The sequence below is a fragment of the Labrenzia sp. R5_0 genome (assembly GCF_017743835.1).
Lineage (GTDB): Bacteria > Pseudomonadota > Alphaproteobacteria > Rhizobiales > Stappiaceae > Roseibium > Roseibium algicola.
In genome coordinates this window covers 826,762-853,276 of the sequence record NZ_JAGHRK010000003.1, presented here as the reverse complement: position 1 = coordinate 853,276, position 26,515 = coordinate 826,762, and the positions used below count along the sequence as shown (strand labels likewise).

Below are 26,515 nucleotides of genomic sequence, written 5' to 3'. Positions count from 1 at the left end.
TTGATTTACCCATCAGCGATCCTGTAGCCGGGACCAGGCCACCGGTCAGAACACGACGCCGTAGATCATGCGCAGGCCGGTAAAACCGAGGAACAGCGCGAACACGAGCTTGAGCTTCGACGGATCGATCGCATGGGCGATCTTCGCGCCCCAGGGTGCAGCAAGGGTGCTGGCCGGAATGATCAGGAAGAAGCCGATCAGGTTGACATATCCGAGCGAGAACGGCGGGCGCCCCTCCTCGCCCCAGCCGAAGAAGATCGACAGCAGGGTGCCCGGAACGGCAATGATGAGGCCGATGGCCGCCGCGGTGCCAACCGCCTTGCGGATCGGATAATTGAAAAGGGTCAATGTCGGAACGCCGAGCGTTCCACCGCCAATGCCCATCATCACCGAGATGCCGCCAATCAGGAAACCCAGTGTTTCCTTGATCGGAGACCCGGGAAGCTTGTCGGCCAGATGGGAGCCATCCTTGCGGAACATCATGTTGGCCGACACGGCCAGAGCGACAATCCCGAAGACCAGCGTCAGTGCGCCACCCGAAATGTTCCCCGCGAGCGTTCCCCCGGCGATGACACCAAGAGCGATCGCCCACCACCAGCGTTTCAGGAGATCCATGTCGACGCTGCCACGATTGTAGTGGGCGCGCGCCGACGACGTGCCGGTCGCCAGAATGGTGGCGAGCGACGTTCCCACGGCCACATGCATGAGAACCGACGGGTCGATCTTCAGGGCGGTGAACATGTAATAGAGCACCGGCACGATGACGATGCCGCCACCGACACCGAGCAGGCCTGCAATGATCCCGGCCACAAGCCCGGTTGCCAGCAGTGCAACAGCCAGAAGGCCAAGGGAGAAAAGGCTGAGATCTTCCACGCGATTATCCTCGTTGCCGGTGCCGGGCTCATGCCGGCCACCAAAGTCTTCTTCCAGCGCTTAGACCAGCTGCGCGAATTTTTCCAGCCGCATGCGTGGACTATCTGTTTTGCGACGCTTGCAACCTCTTGCGACACGGGTGAATTGGAGCCAGTCTCTGCCGGGTGTCATTCAGCGGCGAGGAAGCATGAACGGTCACTGGCTTGCGCTCTATACATTCGGCCAATTCCGTACGCGGGCGGACCACCCGGTTGTGGAACCCTTTCACCAGGCCGAGCCGCTTGTGTGGGCTGCGATGGAACGCGCCGAGGGTTTCGTCGCCCGCTCCGGCTACGAAGACGAACCGGGACCGGACAGCTGGGGCGAGCAGGTTTTTCCCAGGTACTGGCAGGACAATGGCGACGGTTGGGCACCCTCCACCATCTCGCTTTGGCAAGACCTGGAATCAGCGCTTGCCGCTGTCTACCGAGGGCCGCACGCCGAAATCCTGAAAAAGGGCCCGGACTTCATGCGGGAAGACCACGCCTACCCCGCCTATGCCCTGTGGTGGGTGCCGGAAGGCCACCAACCGGACTGGGTGGAAGCGATCGACCGCTTCGAGCGCCTGGGCGACGCGGGCCCCACGCCTGCGGCCTTCACATTCAAATCCGCTTTCGATCCTTCCGGAAAGCCCACAACAGTGAACGGCGGCGTATCGAAACAGATCGCGGAACGAAACCGGACCCGGACCGAAGCTCCCAAGGCTGTTCAATAGGGAATTGTTCAAAAATCGATGACTAATTGTCCAGATTTGGCAGAATTGTAAAACATTCCCCCAATGGCAATCTTAGGTCCAACAGCGCACGGACATTCCGGTGCCAGAGATTGGGAAAGGATTGAACCATGAACCAGATACTCCGTCCTTCGGATGCTCGCGGCGATGCCGATTTCGGCTGGTTGAAGAGCAAGCACACGTTCTCCTTCGGGTCCTATTTTGACCCGAACCACATCGGTTTCGGTGCCCTGCGGGTGATTAACGAAGACCGTGTTGCCCCCAGCGCCGGCTTCCCGACCCACCCGCACCAGAACATGGAGATCATCTCCTATGTCGTTTCCGGTGGTCTGGAACACAAGGATTCGCTCGGTACGGGCTCCGTCATCCGGCCGGGAGAACTGCAGCGCATGAGCGCCGGCACCGGTGTCCGCCACAGTGAGTACAATCACTCGGACACGGATCCGGTCCACTTCCTGCAGATCTGGATCGTTCCGGAAGCTGACGGGATCTCGCCAAGCTACGAGCAGAAGGCCTTTCCGGAAGACGGCCGCCGCGATGCGCTGCGCCTGATCGGATCGCGCGACGGGCGGGACGGATCCGTTACCATTCATCAGGATGTCGATCTCTATGCGTCGCTTCTGACCGCCGATCGCAGCCTGGCCTTCGACATCCGTCCCGGCAGGAAGGTCTGGCTGCAGCTGGTGAAAGGCAAGATCAGCGTCAACGACCAGCCGCTTTCCGCAGGCGACGGTCTTGGTCTGCTTCAGACAGGCGCAATCTCGCTGACAGCCAGTGAGAATGCCGAATTCCTGCTGTTCGACCTGGCAGCCTGATCCGAATTGGGGCGGGATTGTTCCCGCCCCATCCCCATGTACTTCCCTGGAAACGAACAGACAGATTGAACACAGGATCAGAGCAATTGCTTTCATCCACTTCAGGAGACCGACAATGGTAGAGACAACTTCCCCCGACATCACCCTGGAACAGGATGGCAGCAAAGGCCGCTATGTGGCGAAGGTAGGCGGGATCACCGAGCCGGCCGAACTGACCTTTTCCATTGTCAACGAACACCTGATCATTGCCGATCACACCGGTGTGCCGGACAGCATGCGTGGCATGGGGGTTGGCAAGGCACTGGTGGAAAGGCTTGTTGATGACGCCCGTCGCAAGCAGGTGAAGATCGTGCCGCTGTGTCCTTATGTGAATGCGCAGCGGCGCAAGCACCCCGAATGGGCGGATGTGTTTCAGGCCTAGGCGAAAAGAAACATGCTCAGCTCGAAGGCTTGCTGTCCTCTACCGCCGTTTCGCACCCCCGCAAGGTGTAGAGCGCACTGGTCAGCATGTCGCCGGCCTGTTCGAAAGCGGTGTCGGTGATTTCCGGACCGGCAGCGCTCAGACCAACTGCCGCCAGCCTGATGTCGGCAAGGTTCCGATTGAGCTCCTTCAGTTGCTGCGCCACTTCCCAATGATCCCGGAGGTCGGGATCAGAGAGTTGCGCAGCAAGCGTGGTAATCTTGCCGTCGAGCGCTTCGATCCGGGACTTGAATTCGCCCGGAGAGACCTGCAACCGGGCGAGCGCGGCTTCTGTCACATTGCCGGCGATACGTTCGCCCGCTGTATCGACCCTGTTCAACACAAGGAGCGACAGCACGCAGGCTGCAATGACAAGCAGCGCCGTCGCATTCACGAGCGCCAGAAGCAACTGGCCGGGCAAACGGACCAGACGGCGGCCAAGGCCGGGGGCATCGTGATAGGACATTGCATGCTCCTTAGAGATCAGGTGCTCTCATTCAGACAGAGTCCCGCATGACACACAACGGCCCCCGAGCCGTGAACCGTCAGAAAGACCTGATTTCTTGGGAGAACCAACCGACCATCCGTTCACCGTATCAGAGCCCCTGGCATCTTCTGCCTGTAGCCCAGCCTACACTTTATCCGGGAAACGACACTTACCTTTAACGGAAAAAGGGTTACTCCGTTCCCATTCAAAACACCGATAGGGCACGGATGAACTACGGCCGCCTGATCACAGCAATATTGTTCCTCTGGATGACGTCCGCCCTCTTCAAGTACGGCAACCAGAACTACGAGGCACTCAAGGCGGACTTTGGCCTGCTGGCTCCATTGATGTGTTTCATCGCCGGCGTCCTTCTCGGCTGCAGCGCCATTGTCCTGCTCATCAAGTCTTTCAGGAAGACATGATCGCGCTTCGGCAGCTATCAACCTGCTGCCAGGTACCATCAAACTTCAAGGCGGCTCGCCAAGCACGGAGCAGATGTCTATTTCGCGTCGTGAAAGATGATCCCTGCGGTGTGTCTCGTGCCGGAGCGCACGCGGCTCACGCCGTGGCGCAGGTTCACGCGGTAACTACCTCTCTTTCCCTGGACAGGCCTGTTGTAAACGGCAAAGGCCACGGCATCTCCCTGGCGCAGGCTGACAACCTCAACGCGGCTCTGCATGCGCGGGCGCTGTTCGGTCATGCAGAATTCGCCACCCGAGAAATCCTTGCCCGGTTCCGATAGCAGAATCGCGACTTGAATCGGAAACACCAGATCGCCGTACAGATCCTGGTGAAGGCAGTTGAAGTCGCCGGCGCCATACTGCAGCAACAAAGGGGTCGGCCGGAGCTGGCCCGCCTTGTGGCATTGCTCCAGATACGCGTCGTGAGTAGCCGGAAATCGTTGATCGAAGCCCATGGCCTCGTTCCACGTGTTGGCAAGACCGGCGAAGCGGGGATAAAGGGCGGTCCGCAATCCACCCAGAATATCCGGCAGCGGATATTTGAAATAACGGTATTCCCCCTTGCCGAAGCCGTGCCGCGCCATGACGACATGGCTTCGGAAATGCTCTTCCTCGGTATAAAGCGACGAAAGGGCACGACATTCCCCGGGCGACAAGAGCCGAGGCAGCGTGGCACAGCCGAAACCGTTCAGCTCTTGGTGGATAGCAGCCCAATCATAACCGGCAACCCGAGCCTCTAAAGAGGTCGCCAAAGCATCCGGACGATCCTCGTTGGCGGTAAGCTTTCTCATGCCCGTTTCTCCCTCTCGATGAGATCGCTCTTGCGCTCCACACCCCATGCGTAGCCGGAAAGTGCGCCGCTGGTTCGAACCACGCGGTGGCAGGGGATTGCCACTGCGAGCTTGTTGGCAGCACAAGCCCGGGCAACAGCCCGTGATGCCTTGGGTGCCTTGATACGCCGGGCAATCTCGGCATAGGAGACCGTTTCTCCGGCAGGGATTTCCTGAAGAGCTTGCCATACCCGTTGTTGAAAGACGGTTCCGCGGACATCCAAAGGCAGGTCCAGACCGATCTTTGGACATTCGACGAAGCCCACCACCCGGGCCACCAGACCTTCATAGTCGCGATCCGCCCCGAGCAGTGTTGCCTTGGGAAACCGGTCCTGCAGATCCCGGACCAAATCCCCCGGGTCACTTCCGAGAAGAATCGATACAACGCCCTTCTTGCTGGACGCGACCAGAATGGCACCAAGCGTCGTCTGGCCGACCGCGAACCTGATCTCCTCGTCGGCTCCGCCGGCACGGTATTGCGTGGGTGTCATACCCAGCATCCCGGTGGATTTTTCATAGAACCGTCCGCTGGAATTGAAGCCTGCGTCATAGATTGCCTCGGTCACCGTTATGCCGGAACCAAGTCCATCACGGACCTTGTTGGCCCGATGCGCTGACGCATAGTCTTTTGGCGTGAGCCCGGTCGCCGCCTTGAACACCCGGTGAAAGTAGCTGGGGCTACGACCGACGGAGCGAGCAAGATCATCCAGTGACGGCTCTTCTTCGCTGCCTTCAATGATGCGGCAGGCCTTTGCGACAATTGCTGCATTCTCGGCACCGGCAGGCAAGCCTTCCGGCTTGCAGCGCTTGCACGCCCTGAAGCCGGTCGCCCGGGCACTTTCGAGCGTGGTGTGAAGCTGTACGTTTTTCGGATTGGCCAGGCGCGAAGGGCACGACGGGCGACAATAGACACCGGTCGTCGACACCGAATACCAGAACTGGCCGTCTGCGGTCTTGTCACGGGCTGCTATGCGCGCCCATCGAGGGTCCTCTGCCAGGGGCAGCTTGGTCTGATTGTCATTCAAGGCTTCCATTGGTGCGTCTTCCCGAAATTGTTGTCGTCAACTTCGCCAATCCTGTCACCGGCTTCACAACCGTGCACTCCGGTCCTTACCTTCAAATCGGGACCTTCAGCGACCCGTTTTCCGAGCTGCTGGCATAATTGAATTTCAAGGCAAGGAACGGAGCGGAGGCTCCGTTCAAGTCTGTTGAAAAGGCGCTATTGCCTGAAACAGGCGGTCCGGGATTTGCCACAAGGCGGCGCTCCGCCTTATGGCAAAGCGTCCGGTCAGGTCAGCCGAATGGACATGCCGCCATCGACAATCGTCGGGCTGCCCGTCATGAAACTTGCGCGGTCGGACAGCAGGAAAAGCGCTGCCTGTGCGATCTCCCTTGCGTCGGCCATGCGTTTCATGGGGTGCAAACCTGCAATGAACGCCAAGACGTCCGGATTTCCTTCGCCGCCGGCCGGTGTAATTGTGCCACCCGGCATCAAGGCATGAGCCCGAATACCCTCAGCGGCGTGGTCGGAGGCAAGTGATTGCACCAAGCCGTTGAGACCGGCCTTGGAAGCCGCATAAGCGCCCATGCCGGGCATGCCCGCGTTGCTGAAACCAACAAATGACGATGTGAAGACGATCGAGCCACCGCCGGTTTTCTTCATGACCGGTATCTGCGCTTTTGCAGCCAGAAACGCCGCTGTCAGGTTGACAGTCAGGACCTCGTTCCAGTTGCCGATACCCATGTCCGGGACCGGCTCCATGGCCCCGACAATGCCTGCATTGTTGAAGGCACCGTCCAGTCGCCCGAACTCCTTCAGGGCGAGGTCGACCAGTGCCGCGGCATAACCTTCGTCCTTCACATCGCCCTCCAGGAAAACGGCCGTGCCGCCGGCTTCACGGATTTTGGACGCTACAGCCTCAAGTTCCGCGGAACGCCTGGCACCGAGGATGACATTCGCTCCTTCGGCCGCAAAAAGGGTCGCTGCAGCAGCCCCGATCCCGCTGCTTGCCCCGGTGATGATGATCGACTTGTTTTCGAGTTCCATGACGTTTTCTCCTGTCTGTCATTGGCCCCGGCCTGAGCCAGGGTCCGAGCGACAGGTGTCATGATCGGGCCGAGCCGAACTATCCGTTTCTTGTTGTCAAATCCGAGAACCCGTCCCTGTAGGTCAAGGACAGCCTGTGTGCTCCATTGGAGATCGGCTTGCAGACAACAGAGATTGCTGCCCGGTTACAGTCTACCTGCCGGCGGTTCTGAATTTGATGGTGAAGGATTATGTCTCAACAGCTTCGGACAATCCGGCTGCGACATACCCAATACAGAAAATCATGTCGCCGGCCGCAAGGGAGCCCTGCGCGGGTCCAAATTCTGTTTCAAAACGAATGAAGGGGGGAATGGTACAGACGAGTGGATTCGAACCACCGACCTTCGGAGCCACAATCCGACGCTCTAACCAACTGAGCTACGTCTGCTTAAAGGCGTGAGGTGACGCGGACCATACTGACCCGTGCCGCCATTTGCAAGGGCGTCTTCTAAACTCGTTTTTTCCAACCCGCAAGCGGGAATTTGCGGAAATTTTCGAGCTGTTGAAAAGCAAATGCCCGGAGCGTTGCCCCGGGCATAACAACCGTTTGCCGATGTCATCGGCATGGCCCTGCCGAACCGCAATCAGGTGACTGCGGACGGCAGGATGCCGGATTAGTTGACCTTGATGTCCTTGAAGGACTTCTCGAACGCTTCCTTGACCGGTGCGGAAACGTCGGTACCGAGCTTGGTAGCCAGTTCGTGCATTTCCTTGGACTGGGCGCTCAGAGCGTCAAACTGCTGGCGAGCAAACGTGGACTGCAGCTCGATAGCTTCAGCCAGGCTCTTCGCAGACATGATGTCCTTCACGAAAGTGAAAGTTGCGTCGGCGTTGGCTTTGGCAGCATCAACGGCCTTGTGGTTGAATTCGACAACGCCCTGGCGGGAAGTCTCGAAAGTGTCTTCCATCAGGTCGGTTGCGTCTTCAGCAGCGTTTTTCACTTTTGCATAGGCTTCGCGAGCGTTCTCGATGCCTTTTTCGGTTGCTTCACGGAACATGGCCGGAACTTCCATTTTCGGCATAGCAAAAGCCTCGAAGTCAGGGAAAGCTACACCAGCAGCAGCGGTTTTGGCTTTGGTGGTGCGAGCTTTCGGCGCCGGCTTTGCCGGAGCAGTGGTTGTGGTGTCAGTCATGATCTCATCTCCTTGAGTCCGGATGCGATCATTGGTGCAAGTTCATTCCGCCGATACGTGTGCCGGCGGACCCTGTCGTCATCCGCAAACACTACATAGTGCATGCCGTGCTGCATTGCAACATTTTTTTGCACTGCACAACAAACTTGCCGTCGGGGATTTCTGGTGTTTCGTCTGTTCCGTTCTGCAAAAAGCGGAGCGGACTGCAGCCCTTTGTCGGTAAGCCATTGGCTGGACAAGGGAAGACGAAAACAGGCAATCAGGACCGGAAAAACATTACAACCAAAGCAGGAAATATTCAATGAAACACTTGTGACACCTTGCGCGGGGCTCTGGCGCCCTGCGCAAGGAAAAATGCCGGCCGGATTATTTTTTCTGGGTGGCCTTGGCCGCGTCCTGAACGGCCTTCGTTGCCGAGTTGGAAAACTCGCGCGCCTGTTCGCCGAGGGATTCCATCTGCCGGCGCAGATAGTCCTGCTGCAGCTTCATCATGTCCTCGACATTTTGCGCCTTGACCAGTTCCTGCGCAAACTTGAAAGCCGCGTCGACATGCTCTTCGGCATAGTTCAGCGCCTTCTTGTTCACATCCGCAGCACCGGCCTGAACCGCATTCGCGCTGTCTTCCGCATTGCTGACAGCCTTGTGGGTCGCGCCCATGAAGTCGTCAAAGGCCTTGCGGGCCTGGTCGACGCTCTTTTCCGCGAAATCGCGCATCTGGTCGGGAATTTCAAAACCGGTCTTGTCTGTGCTCATGTCGGCGCTCCTCAGGTCGACGAAAGATGTCAGGCGGGTATCCTGAAATCCTTCCATGCCAAAAATTCGTAACACGACGATGGCATTCCGGCAAACTTGTCCGGTCGGATTAACCACGCCTTCATGTAACCCCTTTAGCAACCTTGCTTTACGTGGACTGTGTTGGAGATTGCTTGTATTAACGGAGTGTTTACCACTTTGGGCAAATCCGGCCGCCACGCACCCGTCAACCGGTGTTGCAGACCAGTTTGGAGCAGAGCCATGGACGAACAAACCCTATCATTCCTGGAACTGACTGCCATGGATGATCTGGTTCAGCTTGTCGCCGACAAAAGGGCAGCCTGGCTCTGGTCGGCCGACGGGGCGCGTATTCTATGGGCGAACGCTGCCGGTGCTTCCTTTTTTTCCGCACAGTCCGTAGCCGACCTGGCCAACCTGACGTCGCTCGAGCGCTCACCCGCCCGTCCGCATATCGCCCGCATTGCCGAATCCGGCCCTACAGACAAGTTCAGCATCGACCGGCTGCGGTTTTACCGGGGTCTCAGGGTCATGCTGCTGACCTGTCAGTGCATGCGTATCGAGCTGGAAAACGGTGAAGCCGCTGCCCTGATTGTGTGCGGTGACAAGGGTCTGTCCATGACGAAAGACCCGGTGCCGGCTTTTGCACAGATACTGCGTGCCGATGATGCCACCGTGTTCGTAACGGATGCCGGTTCGGTGGAAGGCTGCTTTGGCGAACTGAAAGGAACACCGGAAGACCTTGACCTGCCGGACGGACAGACGGCGCTTTTCGGTCCTCTGGAACTCGATGGTGACTTTCATGAGGGCGTTGTTCTGAAGGTGACGGACCGCCAGAAGCTGGTGGTCCTGGAAAACCTGCCTCTGGCGGATCCCGGCACTGAAGCCGGGGAAGACAGCCCCGCAAGCACGCAAGAAGCGGACACCTCCGCAATTGAAGCCGGGCTGTTGGCCGCAGGCGTTGCCGCCGGAGCTGCAGTTGCCGCTGACACTTCGTCCGCGGACGAGGAAACAGTTTCCCAGATCGGTGAGGACGACGCCGGTTGGGTACGGGCCGACGAAGACGAGTTTGAAACCGCTGACGATATGGCCGCAACGCAGGCCGCCCCTGCCCCACCCGTTGAAGAACCTGTTGCGGAAGACCTCGACGACCTGGCTGCCAGTGAGCAATCCATTGCCGGTGGTGTTGTAACCTCAGACGACATCTCCCCGATGGATGCCGGAGAGGCGGACCTTGAAGCCGCGTTGTCCGACCTGGAAGAGATTGAAGACGACGACGGCGAGACGGCAGAAGACGTCTTGGCCGATGCTGAAGAGGACGACGGCCTCGAAGAACTCGACCTCGAGGAAAGTGTCCTTGAGGAGACGACCGCCAAAGTCGTGGCCGAAGACAACTCTGACGACGCTGCGACGGAAGGTGGGGACGGCTTTGTCTTTCAGCCACGGCGCAGACCTGTGCGCTTTGCCTGGAAGATGGACATCGACCAGCGCTTCACCTTTCTGTCCGACGAGTTTGCCGAAGTTCTTGGCCCTTCCTCAACCGACATTATTGGTCTGACCTGGAAGGAAGTGTCCGACGCCTTCGATCTCGATCCCCGTGGCCATATTGCGCGGGCACTTGACCGACGCGACACCTGGAGCGGAAAGACAATCGACTGGCCGGTCTCCGGTGCGGACCTGCGCGTACCTGTCGACATGGCCGCCCTGCCCGCCTTCGACCGGAACCGTAAATTCGAAGGCTATCGCGGCTTCGGAGTTTGCCGGACCGCGGATGCCGTACCGGAGCATGGCAGCCAGCCCTCCGGCCCGACGCTGGCCGTTGTCGGGGCGTCCGACACTGACATTGACATTGACAGGGACGAAACCGGACGCGACACACTTGCGGAAGACGAAGCCACCCACGCCGCAAAAACGCTGCAGGAAGACGCGCCCGGTGCCGAAGCTGCCGACGTGCCCGTGACGCCAGAGGTGGAAGGTGACATTGCCACCGCGGGCGATGACAACGGACCTGAAAACGTCCGCTCTGAAACAGGTGATGAAACGACAGATACATCGACTGGTGAGGCTGGTACCGATGAAGCTGGTTCACCAGACGCAGCAGAGCAGCAGGCAACCGCGGAGGCAGCAGCCAAGCTTGCGGAATTGAAGCCGGCAAAACCGGATTCTTTCGCGGGCAAGACCTTTCTTGGCGCAAGTGCGGCTGCTCTCGTCGGCTCCCTGGCAAAGTTCACCGGCAAGGCCCCGCAGCGCCCGGCAGACCCGCCGGTAAAGGCAGACGAGCCCGCCAAGGCGGATACCCGACACCTTGAAACCGACACGTCTCCAGAGGACGTTGCCCCGGATGCCGACAAGGATTTCGACGATCTGCCCGGCGCAGCTCTCGACAGCAAGTTCAAGGCCCTGGAATCCGGTCTGCAAGATGCACCGGAAGACGAAACTCTTCCCGAGGAAAGCGACGTTCCGGAGACTGCCGAAGACCAGCCCGTCTCCGGCAGCGATGAAACCGTTCCTCAGGACAGTGAAAGCGCTGCGGACACCGGAACTGCAACCGACGAAACGGACGACGCGGCGGAAGCAGTCGTCGATGACGCCGATGCAGTAGCTGATGACGAAGACCCTGAAGACGAGGTCAGCGACACAGCAAGCGAAGACACCGCCATCGATGATGACGACACTGAACTGGCAGACGAAGACGAAGCGGACGCCGACAGTGAGAACTATGCTGCGAGCGACGAGCTGACCGGTGAAGAGACAGGGGACACTACTACAGCGGTTGCAATGCCCACTCCAGCGAGTGCCGAACCAACCGGTATCTCCGGGCCAGCGGCGCTGAAACCGGCTGAAATCGAAAGCGCGGTCAAGTCACTCGCCAAGGCTTACAAAGAGGCGGAAAAGAAGTCTCGCGACCTCTTTGAGGAAGAAGAAGACCCCACAGCCCCGGAAGACGACGACATGTCGTCCACAGCCGTCGCAACTGCCGAAAGTGACGAGGACCAGCAAACGGGAACCGATGAGGCTTCGGCTGGCGACGAAGATCTGTTCGAGCCCGAGCCTGCCTTTGAAGACACCCATTTCGATCTTGTTGAGGAGGAAGACCGCGAGATCGAAGCCGTGGCTGCGTCATTGGAAACGGACGATGCGGCTGAAGAGCGCGAGTTCTTCGAAGAAACCGCTGCCTTCGAGAGCGAGGACAAGGCTGCCGAAACCGCCGACGCCGACGAGCCGGCCGAACCGAAACCGACAGGCCAGGTCATCCCGCTGGCAACGGTGAAACCGCGCGTTGTTCCGGTGGATACCTCCGGTCTTTCCCGGCCCGAACGTCAGGCCTTTCGCAAGATCGCCGAAGCCCTTGGAGCACGGCTGGAGGGCGACCTTGAAGATTTCGATGCGCCCGATCCGGTGGAACCGGTCGAAGAGCTGCCACCCGAAGTTCCGGAAGCCGGCCCTATCGACCCGAGCCTCCTGGACCGCCTGCCCATCGGCATCGCTATTGCCCATGACCGGGAAGTTCTCTACGCCAACAAGGCGCTGCTGAGCATGCTTGGCTACAAGTCGATCACCGCGCTCTCAGAGGCTGGCGGGTTGGAAGCACTCTTCATCGACGATGCGGAAGAGCTGCCGGACGCCGAAGGCATGGATGGTGAAGTCGACGAGACCATGAAGATGCGCCTGTCGGATGGCGGTGTCCTCAACGTCGACGCTCATATGCATTCCGTTCCGTGGAACGGCACGCGCGGTCTGATGATTTCCATCACCGAACGCAAGGCCAAGCCGACACCTGCGACCGCTGCTCCGTCTTCGCCGAACTTCTTTGCGGAAGTGCGCTCGGAACTTGATAGCGCGCGCAACCAGATCGCCGAAATGGACACCATTCTGGAAACGGCGACCGACGGCGTTCTCGTGCTTGATCAGAACGGCACGATCCTGAAAGTGAACGGCTCCGCGGAGGCGCTCTTCAGCGCCAACCGGTCCGACATGATCGGAGCGCCCTTCACGGATTTCCTGGCGCCCGAAAGCCACCGGGCGGCGGCCGACTACCTGGACGGATTGTCGCGCAACGGCGTTGCCTCGATCCTGAACGATGGCCGCGAAGTGCTCGGCAAGGTTCCGACCGGCGGGCTCATCCCGCTGTTCATGACCATCGGCCGGATCAGCGGCAACAAGGACGACGCCAAATACTGTGCGGTGCTGCGCGACATCACCCAATGGAAGACGGCAGAAGAAGAGCTGACCCAGGCCAAGCGCCAGGCTGAAAACGCCAGCTCTCAGAAGTCCGATTTCCTGGCGAAGATCAGCCATGAAATCCGCACCCCGCTGAACGCGATCATCGGCTTTTCGGAAGTCATGATGGAAGAGCGCTTCGGCCCGATCGGCAATGACCGCTACAAGGACTATCTCAAGGATATCCGCACATCCGGCTCGCACATCATGAGCCTGATCAACGATCTCCTGGACCTGTCCAAGATCGAGGCGGGCAAGCTGGATTTGAAGTTCTCCGCCGTCTCGACCAACGACGTCATCAACGAATGCGTTGCCCTGATGCAGCCGCAGGCCAACCGGGAGCGTGTCATCATCCGTGCCAGCCTGCCGGAATCCGTGCCCGATGTCGTGGCTGATCCGCGGTCTCTGCGACAGATCGTGCTGAACCTTCTGTCCAACGCGATCAAATACAACAAGTCCGGTGGGCAGGTGATCCTGTCGACAGCGCTGGAAAGCAACGGCGAAGTCGCGCTGCGGGTTCGCGATACCGGCACCGGCATGACAGCCAAGCAACTGGCTGCGGCGCTTGAACCGTTCCGGCAGCTGCATACCTCCAGCCGCGGCGGTGGAACCGGGCTTGGCCTGCCGCTGACCAAGGCACTGGTGGAAGCCAACCGGGCCAGCTTCCATATCGATTCCACGCCGGATCAGGGCACCCTGGTGGAAATCATCTTCCCGACACAGCGGGTGCTTTCGGAGTAATGCCGGGCTCCCGACAGGAGAGCGCCTTGGTTGAAGTCGACAGCAATATCTGGATCCTTGAAGGGGACACTGTCTCCTTTTACGGATTTTGTTACCCGACCCGCTGTGTGATCATTCGCCTGCCGTCCGGCAAGCTGTGGGTCTGGTCACCCATCGCCTTGACGCCGGCGGTTCGGCAGCAGATCGATGCCCTTGGAACCCCGACACATCTCGTCAGTCCCAACAAGATCCACCATCTCTTTCTGCAGGACTGGAAGGCGGCGTGGCCGGAAGCCAGGCTCTGGGGACCACAGAGCACCATTGCCAAGCGTACGGACCTCGCCTTCGAACCGTCGCTGGACGATGCGGTGCCAGATGCATTCGAAGGCGCCATCGACATGGTGCGCTTTTCCGGTTCTCCGGTGATGGACGAGTTGGTGTTTCTGCACCGGCCCTCGGCAACGGTCATCCTGGCCGATCTCAGCGAGCATTTCTCGCAAGGTTTTTTGCACCGGCACTGGAAACCCTGGCAGCGCTGGATTGCCGGTCTATGGGGTATTGTCGAAGGCAAGGGCTATGCGCCCTTGGAATGGCGGCTGAGCTTTTTCGACCGCCGAAAGGCCCGAACCTGCCGGGACAGGATACTTGCCTGGTCACCGGAAAGGGTGATCATGGCGCACGGCGTCTGGCAGCCAGGCAATGGCACAGCCTTCCTGCGGCAGGCGTTTGCCTGGGTGTGACAGTTTTTCACGCCAGCCGATAACGCGTTCGTGATCAGTCTCTCAAAGCAAGCTTCAATGACCATCAGACCTAAAGTCGAGTCTTAAACTCCTGTATTCTCACCGGTTTTCGGTAAAATAGTGGAATGCAATCCTCCAGTTAGTTTTGAATCATTCTAAAGTATTGATTTTGCTAGATTTATTGACTTGAGGCCCTGCTAACGACATATTCCCGGCAAGCTTCGGACCCTGCGTCCGAGCAACAAGAACCATATCAACGGGAGAGTTACATGAATTCCACTTTCCGCATCCTGGCAGGCGCTGCCCTGCTGTCTTCGGCAACCCTTACCGCTGCACCCGCATTTGCCGACGGGGAAGTGAACATCTACTCCTATCGCCAGCCTTACCTCATCGAGCCGCTGCTCGACGCATTCACCAAGGAAACCGGCATCAAGACCAACGTGGTCTTTGCGGCTGAGGGCCTGGGCGAGCGTATTGCGGCAGAAGGCGCCAACTCTCCGGCCGACGTTCTCTTGACCGTCGACATCGGGCGCCTGGACGGTGCCAAACAGCTCGGCATTTCACAGCCGGTTGTTTCTGAAATCGTCAATGCAAACGTTCCGGCAGAATTCCGCGACCCGGAAGGCCACTGGATCGGCCTGACCAACCGTGCCCGCGTGATCTACGCTTCCAAGGAACGCGTCGACCAGGACAGCATCACCTATGAGGAACTTGCCGATCCGAAGTGGAAGGGCCGTCTTTGCACCCGCTCCGGTCAGCATGTCTACACCGTCGGACTGGTCGCCTCGATGGTCGCCCATCATGGTGCGGAAGAAACCGAAAAGTGGCTTGAAGGCGTTCGCGACAACCTGGCCCGCAAGCCTGCCGGCAACGACCGCGCCCAGGTCAAGGCCATCTTCGCCGGCGAATGCGACATCGCACTCGGCAACACCTATTACATGGGCCTGATGCAGACCAACGAGAAGGAACCGGAACAGCAGACCTGGGCCGACAGCGTCCGCATCCTGTTCCCGAACACTGACGACCGTGGCAGCCACGTGAACGTTGCCGGCGTCATCCTGACGAAGAACGCACCGAACCAGGACAATGCGGTCAAGCTGATCGAGTTCCTGTCTTCCGATGAAGCGCAGCAGATCTACGCCGAAACCAACCATGAATATCCGGTCAAGCCGGGCGTCGCGGTTTCCGAGCGTGTTGCAAGCTGGGGCGAGTTCAAGAAAGACACCCTGTCACTCGCCGACATTGCCAAGAACCGCAAGACCGCCAGCGAGCTGATCGACGAAGTGGGCTTTGATGACGGCCCGGCCTCCTGAGGCCATATCGACAAAAAGGACGGGCGCCGCATTTTGCGGCGCTTTTCTGTTGAGAGCAAGGAAGGCGGACTTGATCCGGCAATCCATGCCATTCCCTGTCGACAAAATTCAGAGGTGACGTCGATCCGATCCTCAACGGCATGGATGCCATGGTCGAGCCATGGCATGACGAAAAGAAAGCCACCGCAAAAATTCAGGTCACACCTCGGGGTCTCTTGGCTTTTGCATTTTCCGGGTTTTGCCTATAGAGCTTCCTGCGAACCATTCTCAAAGAAATGACTGGCCTTGCTGCGCACGCCCACCCTCACTTTTGCTGACCGTTTCTGGCAAATTGCATCTCTGGCGATTGCCACGCTGGTGCTGTTGCCACTGGCGGCGATCGTGTGGATCGCGCTGACGCCGACGGGCGAAGTCTGGGGCCATCTTCTGACAACGGTTCTGCCCGGCTCCCTGCAGACGACGGTTTTGCTGATGCTCGGGGTCGGCCTGACCACAGGCATCACCGGCGTTGCCACGGCCTGGCTCGTGACGATGTGCAATTTCCCGGGAAGAAAGGTCCTCGACTGGGCTCTTCTGGTGCCCCTTGCGGTGCCGACCTATATCGTCGCCTTCGCCTATGTCGAAGTGCTCGATTATACCGGGCCGGTTCAGAGCCTGATCCGCACGCTTTTTGGTTTCAAGACGTCCAGAGACTACTGGTTTCCCGAAATTCGCTCACTGGGCGGCGCCATATTCGTCATGGGGGCAGTGCTTTACCCTTATGTCTATCTGACGACCCGGGCGAGCTTTCTGATCCAGTCCGCCTCGACGCTGGATGTCTCGCGTACCCTTGGCGCTTCGCCTTACGGGCTGTTCTTTCGTGTCGCCCTGCCATTGGCGCGTCCCGCCATCGTCATCGGCATTTCGCTTGCCTTGATGGAGTGCCTCAACGATATCGGCGCGGTGACATTCTTCGGCGTGAAGACCCTGACCTTTTCCGTCTATGACACCTGGCTGCACCGTTCCAGCCTCGGTGGCGCAGCCCAGCTCGCGCTGGCCATGCTGGTGATGGTGTTCCTGCTATTGTGGCTGGAACGGTTCGGGCGGCGCAAACAGCGCTTCGACAGCGGCGGTGGCTCCAAGCACCGGCCACCGACACGCTTCGAACTTGGACGCTGGCAGGCTGCGCTTGCGTTGCTGTTATGCCTGACGCCGGTCTTTGTCGGCTTTGTGGTTCCCGGCCTGCTGCTTGCAGACCTGGCCAGCCGGCGCCTGGAAGGTTTTTGGGACAGCGGATTTCTGGATGCCGTCTGGAACAGCCTCAGCCTCGCTGCCATTGCAGCGCTGATCACCGTGCTCATTTCCGTTGCCCTGGCCTATGCCCTGCGTCTCAACCCCAGGGGCCCATTGAAGTTTGCCGTCCGGCTTGCCTCGATCGGTTACGCCATTCCGGGCACCGTTCTCGCCATCGGCATTCTGGTGCCGTTGGCCGGCTTCGACAATTTCCTGGATGCCCGCATGGAAGCCTGGTTCGGTATCAACACCGGCCTGCTACTGCTGGGGAGCGGCACCGGCCTTGTGTTTGCCTATGTGGTTCGCTTCCTTGCAGTTTCCTACGGCCAGGTTGAAGGTGGCTTCGGCCGGATCACACCACATCTCGACATGGCGGCGCGCACGCTCGGCCGCAACAGCGGTCAGACCCTGACGCAGATCCACCTGCCGATCCTGAAGCCGGTGCTGTTGTCCGCAGCCCTGCTCAGCTTCGTCGATTGCATGAAAGAGCTGCCGGCAACGGTTCTCCTGCGCCCGTTCAATTTCGAAACCCTGGCAACGACCGTGTTCGAGGCCGCCTCGCGCGAAGCCTTTGGCGAAGCGGCCCTGCCCTCGCTTGCCATCGTTCTGGTCGGTCTCATCCCGGTCATCTACCTCGCCCGTTCCAGCGCCTCGTCCTTCCGCACGCAAACGTCCAAGCGGCAACTGGAGCCGGTCGTCTGAACCAGGGCAGCCATGCCACCTCGTGCCCACCTCGTGCCCACCTCGTGCCTTGACAGCCTCCGGGCGAACCGCGTCAATGGCGGCATAGTTCAGACAATTGCCGGGACAGTTTCACGATGGAAAAGAAACACCAGATAAACCTTTGGTACGCCTTCATTGCCATGATGCTGGTGCTGATGTTCCAAAGCTGGTGGACCACCTACAAGACCGTCGAGCAGATCCCCTACAGCCAGTTCGAGCAGTACCTCAAGGACGGAAAGATCGAGGAGATCGCCGTCAAGGAGAACTTCATCGAAGGCAAGTTCAAGGCGGAACTGAAGGACGGCAAGCAGTATTTCGTCACTACGCGCGTCGAGGTTCCGCTCGCCGACGAACTCAGCAAGTACGACGTCAAATACACCGGCGTCGTCCAGAACACCTTCATTCGCGACATCCTCTCCTGGGTGCTGCCGGTCCTGCTGCTGTTCGGCCTCTGGATGTTCTTCATCCGCCGGTTTGCCGAAAAACAGGGTCTTGGCGGCATGATGACGGTCGGCAAGTCAAAGGCGAAGGTATTTGTCGAAAAGGACGTGAAAGTCACTTTTCAGAATGTCGCCGGAGTGGATGAAGCCAAACGGGAACTGAAGGAGATTGTCGATTTCCTGAAGGAACCAGCTTCCTATGGCCGTCTGGGGGCGCATGTGCCCAAGGGCATCCTGCTGGTTGGCCCTCCGGGCACAGGCAAGACGCTTCTGGCGCGCGCCGTGGCCGGTGAAGCCGGTGTGCCGTTCTTCTCGATCTCCGGCTCCGAATTCGTGGAGATGTTCGTCGGCGTCGGCGCCGCACGAGTGCGCGACCTCTTCGAGCAGGCCCGAAAGGCCGCTCCTGCCATCATCTTCATCGACGAGCTGGACGCACTGGGCCGGGCGCGTGCAGCCGGCCCGATGGGCACCAACGACGAGAAAGAACAGACGCTCAACCAGCTTTTGACCGAGCTCGACGGGTTTGATCCGTCCAGCGGCATCATCCTGCTGGCAGCGACGAACCGGCCGGAGATCCTCGATCCAGCCCTCCTGCGCGCCGGGCGCTTCGACCGGCAGGTGCTGGTCGACCGGCCGGACAAGATCGGCCGGCGCGCGATCCTCGATGTCCACGTGAAAAAGATCAAGCTGGCCGCAGATATCGACCTCGATCAGGTGGCCCAGCTGACAGCAGGGTTTTCCGGCGCCGACCTTGCAACGCTGGTCAACGAGGCGGCCCTTTTGGCAACACGTCGGCAGGCGGATGCCGTTACCCTGCTGGACTTCAACGAGGCAGTGGAGAGGGTGATTGCGGGACTGGAAAAGCGCAGCCGGATCCTGTCGGACAAGGAACGAAAAACCGTCGCTTTCCACGAAATGGGCCATGCCCTGGTTGCCGCCAACCTGGAAGGCTGTGATCCGGTGCACAAGATCTCGATCATCCCGCGCGGCATCGGCGCGCTCGGCTACACGATGCAGCGGCCGACCGAGGATCGTTTCCTGTTGTCCTCTCTCGACCTGGAAAACCGCATGGCTGTCCTGATGGGCGGCCGGGCGGCTGAGGAGATTGTCTTCAACGAGATCTCTACCGGCGCTTCCGACGACCTGCAGAAAGTGACCGAAGTCGCCCGCGACATGGTCATGCGATACGGCATGGATCCCGACCTCGGCAATCGCGCCTATGCCACCCAGCGCCAGAACTTTCTCGGCCAGCCTGCCGGAGACGTTGCCGAGGTTTCCGAACAGACCCAGCGGGAGATCGACCTTGCCATCAAGCAAAGGGTGGAAGCTGCCTTCCAGCGCGCCAAGGCGCTCCTGAACAGCCATCGCGGCGAACTGGACGAAGGGGCTTCATTGCTGCTCGCGAAGGAAACGCTGACCGATCAGGACTTCCCCGCAATCCGCCCCCTTGCCGAACGCCGCAAGACCGAGGCGGCGGAGTAAGGCCGGCTCGTGTCAACGTCGAATTGCCTCACGCGGCGAACGTGCTGCCACCTTTCGGCTGTGCTCCGGCGGCCAGGTGCGAATGGTTGCCATCCATCAGAAATGCCTTCGACCAGGCTTCGAAATGTTCTGCCGGCATCGGCCGCGCGAACAGGAAACCTTGCGCAGTCGTGCAGCCGTTCTCAGACAGGAAAACGTGTTGTTCTTCCGTTTCGACGCCTTCGGCGACAACCTCGTAACTGAGGCTTTTCGCCATTGCCAGAATGGTTTGAACGATCGAGCGGCTGTGATGGTCATCGGCAAGACCACTGATGAAGCTTCGGTCGATCTTGAAGGTGTTGAACGGCAGACGCTGAAGATGCGCCAGACTTGAATAGCCGGTGCCGAAATCGTCTATCGCAAAGGTAATGCCGGCTTCCAGAAGCGGCTTTGCCGCCTCCGAGATTCGCTCCGGATCCCCCATGGCAACGGTCTCCGTCACCTCGAGCTGCAACAGCTCGGCCGGGAAGCCCGTGATTTCCAGAATGTCGAGGACGCGGGCGGTGAAGCCCGGCTTTTCAAGCTGGCGAATGGAAACATTCACCGCCAGCGGCAGACGTTGACCGTGATCGAGCCAGACCCGACCCTGGCGGCAGGCCAGTTCCAGCACCCTGTCACCCAGGCGCGTGATCAGATCGCTTTCTTCGGCAACATCGATGAAACACCCCGGTGCCAACAGGCCACGTTCGGGATGGTCCCACCTGGCCAGCACTTCAGCACCAATCACCCTCAACGTGGCGCAGTCGATCTTGGGCTGAAAGGCGATGGTGATCTCGTCCGCCAGAAGGGCCCGTTTCAGTTCCGCTTCCAGACGAATGCGTTCGTGAGAGCGGGAATCGCGCTCGATCTCGTTGAAGAAGCATGCACGGTTGCCGCCGGTTCGCTTGGCCGCATACATGGCAATGTCCGCGTTCTTCAGGATGGCGGTGTAGTCCTCGCCGTCATCCGGATAGGTCGAGACGCCGATACTGGCCCCAACGGCCATTGTCAGACCGTTGATTTCCAGCGGTTGCTCGACGCATTGCACCAGTTGATCCGCGAGTGTGTAGACGTTGGACATGGGCTTTTCAGCAGGCAGGACGATGGCAAACTCATCGCCGCCGAGCCTGGCGACAAGTGGTGAAAAAGCCGTCTTGCCTGCCGCAACCTTGTCCGAGGAGTTCAGCAAGCGTTGCAGCCGCGCCGCCACTTCCTTCAACAGTGCGTCGCCATGATCGTGTCCGTAGCTGTCATTCACACGCTTGAAGCGATCAAGGTCAATAAACAGAACGGCCATCCGGACCGGCGTGCCGTCCGCAAGCTGCATGTTTGAATTGAAATGCTGACGGAAGCTTTCCCGGTTCGGCAGCCGCGTGACCGGGTCCACATAGGCAAGCTCGTGAATGCGGGCCATGTTGTTCCGAATGGTTCCGACCATGTCTCGATAGGCGCGGGCGAGAACACCGATCTCATCGGTTCGTTCGACCGGGAAAGGCGCGTCAAAATTGCCGGCGCTTACCGTGTGGGCGGTCTGGGTAAGCGCCTTGATCGGCCGGACGAAATTTTCCGCAAAATGAAACGTCACCGGAACACAGAATATCAGGAGCACCAGGGTGATGACGATGTTCCGTCCCCAGATGGCGAACAGCATGCCGTTGGCCTGAAGCCGTTTGACCGACACCAGCGCAACCCCCAGAACCGGACTGTCTGCCGTCTCGCGCACCGGCAAGGCTATTTCGATCCTGTCTCCGGTCTGGCGGATCTGATCGAGCCCGGTTTGCAGCGACAGCGTGATCAGCGGATGCAGGTCCATTTCGTCGAAGTAGCTCGTGTCCGGATCGCTGTCGATAGTGACCGCACGCGCGGGATCGTGAACTTGCGCCAGGTCGACCACGCCGCTGCCGGCAATGCTTTCCAGTTCCTGTTCAAGGATCAGATAGTGGTGGTTGGTCAGATGCGGTACGGCCAGTCGGCTGACGGTCGCCCCGATGGCTCGCGCGTCCGAAACCACCCTTTGCTCCTCGTCCCGCAGGTCCAGGTAGCTCGCCACCATGATCATCACGACCGAGAGCGCTAGAAACAGGCCGGCCACCAGCAAGACAAAGCGGGTGCGCAGGCTGGGCAGCCAGGTCGACAGGACTTTTATCAGCTTTGAGACAGCCCCATGCGTTCCAGGCACGCCAAACACCCCTTGCGAATACCTGAACACCATACAGAACAAGTCTTGAAGGTGGATTGAAGAAGGTAAATGCGGGTGACCAGATCGCGTAAACACTGATCTGTTCTTTAGCCGGGAAATCGACTTTCCCGGCTTTTAAAGGATAACGGGTTATCTATGCTTGATTTATGCGGGTTATTCGCAATTCGATCTATTAACGAATTTGGAAATTTCCTCGGCAATTCTACGAATTGGTTCCAATTCGGGACAAATTGCGCCTGCGACACGTTCAAACAGTCTTTTTTTATTGAAATAAACGACGAGCTGGCTGAAGCAACCACGAAAAAAGGTGCCTGCGGGACCGCAGGCACCTTGATTTAAAACGACGTCGAAGCGCGCATCCTGCCTTATGACTGAAGCGTTGCCTGGGTCTTTTCCTTGACCTCATCCAGCGTTACGCCGTCAGCGAGTTCAACCACTTTCAGGCCGCCTTCGACAACATCGAAGACACCGAAATTGGTGATCACGCGATCAACGCATTTCACGCCGGTAAGCGGTAGCGAGCATTCTTTCAGAAGCTTGGGGTCGCCAGCCTTGGAGGTGTGATCCATGATCACCACCACGCGCTTGACGCCGGCGACGAGATCCATCGCGCCGCCCATGCCCTTGACCATCTTGCCAGGGATCATCCAGTTGGCGAGATCGCCGCCCTCGGACACTTCCATAGCACCCAGGATCGACAGGTCGATATGACCGCCGCGGATCATGCCGAAGCTGTCGGCAGACGAGAAGTAGCTGGTCTGCGGCAATTCGGTGATGGTCTGCTTGCCGGCGTTGATGAGGTCTGCATCAACCTCGTCGTCAGTCGGGAACGGGCCCATGCCGAGCATGCCGTTTTCCGACTGGAGGGTCACATGGACACCTTCCGGAATGTAGTTGGATACCAGCGTCGGAATGCCGATGCCCAGGTTCACATAGAAGCCGTCTTCCAGTTCCTGCGCGGCACGCTTTGCCATGTCATCACGAGTCCAGGCCATGATGTTTTCTCCCTCAGGCTGCGCGCGTGGTGCGCTTTTCGATACGTTTTTCGTGGCTGCCGACGATGATACGGTCGACGAAGATGCCGGCGGTGTGGATGTTGTCCGGATCGAGTTCACCGATCTCGACAATCTCCTCGACTTCCACGACACAGGTCTTGCCGGCGGTTGCCATCATCGGATTGAAGTTACGCGCGGTCTTGCGGTAGATCAGGTTGCCTTCCTTGTCGGCCTTCCAGGCCTTGACCAGCGACACATCGGCCACGAGGCCGGTTTCCATGATGTATGTCTCGCCGTTGAAGTCCTTGTGCTCCTTGCCTTCGGCAATCAGCGTACCGACGCCGGTCTTGGTGTAGAAGCCCGGAATGCCCGCGCCACCAGCGCGAATGCGTTCGGCCAGCGTGCCCTGAGGGTTGAATTCAAGCTCAAGCTCGCCGTTCAGGTACTGCTTTTCAAAGGTCGCGTTTTCACCCACGTAGGACGACACCATCTTCTTGATCTGGCGGGTCTGCAGCAGAAGACCGAGGCCAAAGTCATCGACACCGGCGTTGTTGGATATGGCCGTAATGTCCGTGGCTCCGGAATCCCGGAGCGCCACGATCAGATTTTCCGGAATGCCGCAGAGGCCGAACCCGCCGGCCATCACCGTCATGCCGTCAAAGGTCAGTCCCTCGAGGGCGGCCTTTGCGTCCGGATAAATTTTGTTCATGTTTCACTCCCGTTTAAGACCGCTACATGCGTGAGGCGCACATTCGCCGCTTGGTTCGACCGGGTCAAGAGCTCTTTCCCGCGTTGCAGCGAAAAACATGAATGGCCCGTCACTTAATCGATTTGCGTCACTTTGCCCGACGCCAAACTGCCGTTGCAGCGCGGGTTTGGGCGGTTTCCGGCAAGTTGTTTATGGTTTGTAAATCCTTAACGGCAAGAATTGGGCACCGTTCGCGGAGCGTTACAGCCACTCTCCAGCGCACCGGATACCTTGAGCCTACTGAGAGACACTACGCACCGTGTTCCCGTTTCTGTCGACATTCTTCAAGATCGCGGTCATCTCGCTGCTCGTCGGCGCGGGTCTTTCCTTCGTGAACATCACCGCGCAGGACATTCTGGGCTCCGTCGGCATGAGTCCTCTGGAGCTCTGGATCTATCTGCTGGAGTTTCGGGACTGGGCCATTCCCAACATGATCCTGGGCGCCTTCATCGTCGTGCCGATCTGGCTGGTCATCTACCTGATCCGGCCACCGCGAGCGGGATAACATTTCCCGATCAGGCTGTCTGAGCGGTTTTCCGATGTTTCCAGCGATCAACGGTTTCCTGGAAACTCCGTTTTGCCTTCAGGGCAGTGATCGCCGCGTGGCCTTTGACCGTAAGCGGCAAAAGCAGGCGTCGTGTCGGCTGTTCCGTGGCGCCGAACCTGCTTTTGTAACCCTGGTGACCCGTACCGAAACCATAGACCCGAATGTTATTGTCCCGCGCCCAGTAGATCGATTGGACCAGTGCCACCATGCCAGGTGAAAACCGGTGCCATTGCTCTGCCCCGATCGAAATCAGAATAAGGGTGGCGTAGCCATCTTCCACCAACATCGCAACCACGGCGATAGCGTCGTGACCGGACCTCAACGCCAGAACCTTCAGGGGGTTTTCCAGCCCCGCTTGGGCCGCCAGGGCGCGATAGAAGTTTTCCCGGTTGTCCTGTTTCATGGAATTGGCGCGGCCAAGTGCTTTGAAACGCTCCTCCTTGGAGACGATCAGAGCTTCGAGAATTTTCACACGCTCTTCAGGGGTCGTTGCTTCGACCAACTGAACGTCTTCGCTTTGAAGCTTGCGAAAGTTGACCCTTGCCTTCTTGTAGATACTTATCCCGGACTTGGCCCCGGCGGCGAGCAGGGCGTCAGTTTCCAGAAAGAGGCTGCTGCTTTCCGGGCTCGCATTTGGATGCACAAAGAAGGGATTATCAGCGCTGCCTATCGATACGTGCAGTTTCTTGATGTCCACCACATCGGCATCCGGGATGGCCTCGATCATTGCGGACATGACCGCCTGAACCGTTTCAGCGCCTTCGCTTGCGAGCGCTTCGCTCAATACCGGGCCGTTCTGGTCTGCCACGCCGAGGTCGGGAGTGGATGCGATGCGAACCGGACCTTTCCTGAAACGGATTAACGGCAGCAATGCAAGCGGGTCCTGCAAACCGGCGCGATAAGCGGCAAGCACTCCGAAAGTGTCGCAGGCAGCAGGTGCCATTTCCTGAAAAAAGCACTCGACGAACCGCGGTGCCTGAAACGCCGAACATATGGCTCCGCCGGGTAGTGAAGCCCAAAGCGAGCGCAAAAGGTCCGCGCCGGGCTTCTCATGCCAGACAACATGAAGCTTCTGCCCAGCCACCTGCCCGCGGAAGGTCTCCTGTCCTGCCACGTCCGACATCTCCGTCACGTATCCACCCCATTCCTGCGCAACGCGATCTGAAGCATATCCTGAGCGGCACGATGCGCTTCACGGGCGCCGACAAAGAGCCGTCCGCGCGTGCTGAGTGGCATAAGAAGACGTCGGGAAGGTTGCTCGACCCCACCGAACCGTTGCTTGTATTCCTGTTGTCCTGTGCCGAAGCTGAACCAGCGAACACCGGTTTGCGCAGCGTACTGTATCGCCTTGGCAAACAACACCATGCCCGGCGAAAAGGCGTGCCACCGCGGATCCCCGATAGACACCAGCACGGCGGTCGCCTGGGAACCAGACATCATCAACACCATGGCCGCAACGGTCTCTTCTCCGCACTTCAGCGCGATGGCCCTGAAAGGCGAGGATGAAGCTTCCATCTGCGCAAGGCGGATGTAGAAGTCAGCACGGTCTTCACGTTCCAGACTGTCTTTCCGCCCGAGCTGTCGGAACCTGTCGCTGCGCTGCGCCGCAAGTGTCTTGAACAATTCAGTTCGCTCTTCAGGCGTTTCAGCCTCAACCAGGCTGACACCTTCCTTCACGAGCCTGCGAAATTTGGATCTGGTCTTCTTGTAGATGGACTTGCCGCACCAATTGTCCGATCCCTCTCCGTCGCGAAGATCGAGGAGAAGGGAACTGTTCTGGGAAATGGTTTCCGGCATGAAGTTCAATGGGTTTTCCCGGGCGTCGATCCGGCCATGCAGTTTATGTATGTCAACGATATCCGCATCGTGGAGACGCTCAAAAAATGCCCGGATCATTGCAACCCGGCACTCTCTGGAGGCCCGGCATCCTGCACCTAGAACCGGTGCATTCTGATCGGCGAGACCAAAATCCGGCATGCCAACGACCCGGATTGGGCCACGCTGGAACCGCACCAGCGGCAACAGCATACAGGGAGAGGCTTCCTCGCCTTGCTCCGCGAAAACGCCCACTGAAAATCGGTAATCACCTGTCTTCAGTTTGGTTTCCTGCAAAGCTGCAAGAAACTCTGGTGTCTGAAACGGCGTCGATACGACGCCGCCCTTCAACGAAGACCAAAGACCGCTCATATCCGAAAGCGTTGGAGCTTCGAGTTCACGAACCTTTATCCGGGAAATAGCGCTGCTTTCCAGAGCCAGTAGATGCTCTGTTTCCCGCAATGCCATCACTCGCAATACCCCAATAAAAACCATCGGCCCGGACACACCAATGAAGTGTACCGCCCGGCCGTAAAATAGGCATGGTTTTGTTAAAATTCAGTATTGCCTACACAATATCACCGACTTCTGGA

22 protein-coding genes and 1 tRNA gene are annotated in these 26,515 nt (G+C 59.0%); 10 read left to right on the top strand and 13 right to left on the bottom strand.

Annotated elements, in window-relative coordinates; translation table 11 throughout:
• Positions 1-45 precede the first annotated feature (45 nt).
• On the bottom strand, positions 46-873 hold the full coding sequence (locus J7447_RS19315; RefSeq protein ID WP_023002161.1) for a sulfite exporter TauE/SafE family protein: 828 nt from the start codon (positions 871-873) through the stop codon (positions 46-48).
• A 187-nt stretch (positions 874-1,060) separates the two neighbouring features.
• Here J7447_RS19315 and J7447_RS19310 point away from each other — a divergent pair, with 187 nt between their 5' ends.
• The 3 genes from J7447_RS19310 (at position 1,061) to J7447_RS19300 (ending at position 2,881) form a co-directional block, all read left to right on the top strand.
• Complete coding sequence (locus tag J7447_RS19310) at positions 1,061-1,627, top strand: DUF3291 domain-containing protein (RefSeq protein WP_062490375.1); 567 nt, start codon at positions 1,061-1,063, stop codon at positions 1,625-1,627.
• A gap of 128 nt (positions 1,628-1,755) precedes the next feature.
• Positions 1,756-2,460 (top strand): pirin family protein, encoded by a 705-nt coding sequence (locus tag J7447_RS19305; protein WP_152508418.1) that lies wholly within the window; start codon positions 1,756-1,758, stop codon positions 2,458-2,460.
• 115 nt (positions 2,461-2,575) lie between these two features.
• On the top strand, positions 2,576-2,881 hold the full coding sequence (locus J7447_RS19300; RefSeq protein ID WP_023002164.1) for a GNAT family N-acetyltransferase: 306 nt from the start codon (positions 2,576-2,578) through the stop codon (positions 2,879-2,881).
• 16 nt (positions 2,882-2,897) lie between these two features.
• On the opposite strand, the gene J7447_RS19295 is transcribed toward J7447_RS19300, so the two are convergent.
• Entirely contained in the window at positions 2,898-3,386 is a 489-nt protein-coding gene (locus J7447_RS19295) for a hypothetical protein (RefSeq protein WP_209170597.1), read from the bottom strand.
• 248 nt (positions 3,387-3,634) lie between these two features.
• Between J7447_RS19295 and J7447_RS19290 the strand changes: the two genes are divergently transcribed.
• Positions 3,635-3,829 carry a hypothetical protein gene (locus J7447_RS19290; protein ID WP_023002166.1) on the top strand — a complete coding sequence of 65 codons (195 nt, stop codon included), beginning with the start codon at positions 3,635-3,637 and terminating at the stop codon, positions 3,827-3,829.
• 77 nt (positions 3,830-3,906) lie between these two features.
• Here the strand turns inward: J7447_RS19290 and J7447_RS19285 are convergent, their stop codons facing one another.
• From J7447_RS19285 to J7447_RS19260, 6 genes are all read right to left on the bottom strand, one after another.
• The gene (locus J7447_RS19285; protein WP_209170596.1) at positions 3,907-4,659 is read right to left on the bottom strand and encodes a 2OG-Fe(II) oxygenase; all 753 of its coding nucleotides are present in this window, start codon (positions 4,657-4,659) and stop codon (positions 3,907-3,909) included.
• Complete coding sequence (ada, locus tag J7447_RS19280; protein ID WP_209170595.1) at positions 4,656-5,732, bottom strand: bifunctional DNA-binding transcriptional regulator/O6-methylguanine-DNA methyltransferase Ada; 1,077 nt, start codon at positions 5,730-5,732, stop codon at positions 4,656-4,658. The genes J7447_RS19285 and ada overlap by 4 nt, the downstream gene beginning before the upstream one ends.
• Positions 5,733-5,986: 254 nt before the next feature.
• The gene (locus tag J7447_RS19275; protein WP_075284606.1) at positions 5,987-6,745 is read right to left on the bottom strand and encodes an SDR family oxidoreductase; all 759 of its coding nucleotides are present in this window, start codon (positions 6,743-6,745) and stop codon (positions 5,987-5,989) included.
• Between the two features lie 350 nt (positions 6,746-7,095).
• A tRNA-His gene (locus J7447_RS19270) sits at positions 7,096-7,172 on the bottom strand.
• Between the two features lie 226 nt (positions 7,173-7,398).
• The gene (locus J7447_RS19265; RefSeq protein ID WP_023002171.1) at positions 7,399-7,917 is read right to left on the bottom strand and encodes a phasin; all 519 of its coding nucleotides are present in this window, start codon (positions 7,915-7,917) and stop codon (positions 7,399-7,401) included.
• 366 nt (positions 7,918-8,283) lie between these two features.
• Positions 8,284-8,670: a phasin gene (locus J7447_RS19260; protein WP_031269792.1), complete on the bottom strand. Its 387-nt coding sequence runs from the start codon at positions 8,668-8,670 to the stop codon at positions 8,284-8,286.
• Between the two features lie 261 nt (positions 8,671-8,931).
• Between J7447_RS19260 and J7447_RS19255 the strand changes: the two genes are divergently transcribed.
• The 5 genes from J7447_RS19255 to ftsH all read left to right on the top strand — a co-directional run bounded on the left by J7447_RS19255 (position 8,932) and on the right by ftsH (position 19,599).
• Positions 8,932-13,650, top strand: a complete 4,719-nt coding sequence (locus J7447_RS19255; protein ID WP_209170594.1) for an ATP-binding protein — start codon at positions 8,932-8,934, stop codon at positions 13,648-13,650.
• Between the two features lie 26 nt (positions 13,651-13,676).
• The gene (locus tag J7447_RS19250; RefSeq protein WP_286189320.1) at positions 13,677-14,369 is read left to right on the top strand and encodes a DUF4336 domain-containing protein; all 693 of its coding nucleotides are present in this window, start codon (positions 13,677-13,679) and stop codon (positions 14,367-14,369) included.
• Positions 14,370-14,638: 269 nt separating this feature from the next.
• Positions 14,639-15,682 carry a Fe(3+) ABC transporter substrate-binding protein gene (locus J7447_RS19245; protein WP_055657594.1) on the top strand — a complete coding sequence of 348 codons (1,044 nt, stop codon included), beginning with the start codon at positions 14,639-14,641 and terminating at the stop codon, positions 15,680-15,682.
• A gap of 285 nt (positions 15,683-15,967) precedes the next feature.
• Positions 15,968-17,656, top strand: a complete 1,689-nt coding sequence (locus J7447_RS19240; RefSeq protein ID WP_152504661.1) for an iron ABC transporter permease — start codon at positions 15,968-15,970, stop codon at positions 17,654-17,656.
• A 116-nt stretch (positions 17,657-17,772) separates the two neighbouring features.
• On the top strand, positions 17,773-19,599 hold the full coding sequence (gene ftsH / locus J7447_RS19235; RefSeq protein WP_023002178.1) for an ATP-dependent zinc metalloprotease FtsH: 1,827 nt from the start codon (positions 17,773-17,775) through the stop codon (positions 19,597-19,599).
• Positions 19,600-19,627: 28 nt separating this feature from the next.
• Here ftsH and J7447_RS19230 read toward each other — a convergent pair whose 3' ends face one another.
• From J7447_RS19230 to J7447_RS19220, 3 genes are all read right to left on the bottom strand, one after another.
• Positions 19,628-21,796, bottom strand: coding sequence for an EAL domain-containing protein (locus J7447_RS19230; RefSeq protein WP_209170592.1), 2,169 nt, complete (start codon positions 21,794-21,796; stop codon positions 19,628-19,630).
• Positions 21,797-22,182: 386 nt separating this feature from the next.
• Positions 22,183-22,812: a CoA transferase subunit B gene (locus J7447_RS19225; RefSeq protein WP_023002181.1), complete on the bottom strand. Its 630-nt coding sequence runs from the start codon at positions 22,810-22,812 to the stop codon at positions 22,183-22,185.
• 13 nt (positions 22,813-22,825) lie between these two features.
• On the bottom strand, positions 22,826-23,521 hold the full coding sequence (locus J7447_RS19220) for a CoA transferase subunit A (RefSeq protein ID WP_209170591.1): 696 nt from the start codon (positions 23,519-23,521) through the stop codon (positions 22,826-22,828).
• A 298-nt stretch (positions 23,522-23,819) separates the two neighbouring features.
• On the opposite strand from J7447_RS19220, the gene J7447_RS19215 reads away from it, so the two are divergent.
• On the top strand, positions 23,820-24,065 hold the full coding sequence (locus J7447_RS19215) for a DUF6460 domain-containing protein (protein WP_006940008.1): 246 nt from the start codon (positions 23,820-23,822) through the stop codon (positions 24,063-24,065).
• A gap of 10 nt (positions 24,066-24,075) precedes the next feature.
• Here the strand turns inward: J7447_RS19215 and J7447_RS19210 are convergent, their stop codons facing one another.
• Entirely contained in the window at positions 24,076-25,230 is a 1,155-nt protein-coding gene (locus J7447_RS19210) for a GNAT family N-acetyltransferase (RefSeq protein ID WP_209170590.1), read from the bottom strand.
• A 5-nt stretch (positions 25,231-25,235) separates the two neighbouring features.
• Positions 25,236-26,390: a GNAT family N-acetyltransferase gene (locus J7447_RS19205; protein WP_209170589.1), complete on the bottom strand. Its 1,155-nt coding sequence runs from the start codon at positions 26,388-26,390 to the stop codon at positions 25,236-25,238.
• Positions 26,391-26,515 lie beyond the last annotated feature (125 nt).